The 956-nt window shown below is 53.2% G+C and carries 1 protein-coding gene; it reads right to left on the bottom strand.

Going from position 1 to position 956, the window contains the following annotated elements; all coding sequences use genetic code 11:
• Nucleotides 1-59: 59 nt before the first annotated feature.
• Nucleotides 60-956, bottom strand: an 897-nt coding sequence (locus ACTHS3_RS15055) for a rod shape-determining protein (protein ID WP_440368376.1), incomplete at its 5' end; no start/stop codon positions are given.

Genomic DNA, 956 nt, shown 5'->3' with positions numbered 1-956 from the left:
CAGCTTAGGGCCTTTTGCCTCGTCAAAGCGCAAAGAAGAGCGTTCCATAACCATCTACCTTATGGGTTTTCCGTAAACACGGTATCCCATTTGCCGATATAGTCCAAAGCCTTACCAGCACCATAGGCGACGCAATTTAGAGGCTGGTCGGCAATACCGACGGGCAGGCCGGTTGCATCGGCCAAGACGGTATCGATACCGTGCAGAAGCGCGCCACCGCCTGTCAGCATAATACCGCGGTCGGCGATGTCGCCGGCCAATTCGGGCGGAGCCTGTTCCAAAGCCAGACGAACGGCACGGATGATTTGATTTACCGTTTCACTCAATGCTTCACGGATTTCATTTGAAGTAACCGCCAAGGATTTAGGCGTACCTTCGGCCAGATCGCGGCCTTTAATGCGCATGGCTGTTTCTGTTTCAAAGCCCGATGCAGAGCCGATTTGTTTCTTCAATTCTTCTGCCGTCGCTTCGCCAATTAAGACACCGCGATGGCGGCGCAGGTAATGGATGATACTTTTATCGAATTCATCGCCGGCTGCGCGGACGGAAGCAGAATAGGCCATGCCTCCCAGTGAAAGAATGCCGATTTCGGTCGTACCGCCGCCAATATCGACAATCATCGAACCTGCCGCATCTTCAATCGGCAAGCCCGCGCCCAAAGCGGCAGCCATCGGTTCTTCAATCAAATGTACGCTTGCCGCGCCGGCAGCAAACGCAGAATCCAAAATCGCTTTACGTTCCACTTGGGTAGAGCCGCCCGGAACACAGATAACCACACGGGGTGGAACCAAAGATCGTCCTTCGGTGGCTTTTTTAATCAACATACCCAGCATACGCTCGGTAATCACAAAATCGGCAATCACTCCGTCCCTCATCGGACGGACGATTTCAATATTGCGCGGCGCACGGCCCTGCATTTTTTTGGCTTCCGTGCCCACGGCCATAATTTTACTTTT

The sequence above is a fragment of the Neisseria sp. P0009.S007 genome (assembly GCF_051962515.1).
This window is presented reverse-complemented; position numbering and strand designations above follow the sequence as displayed.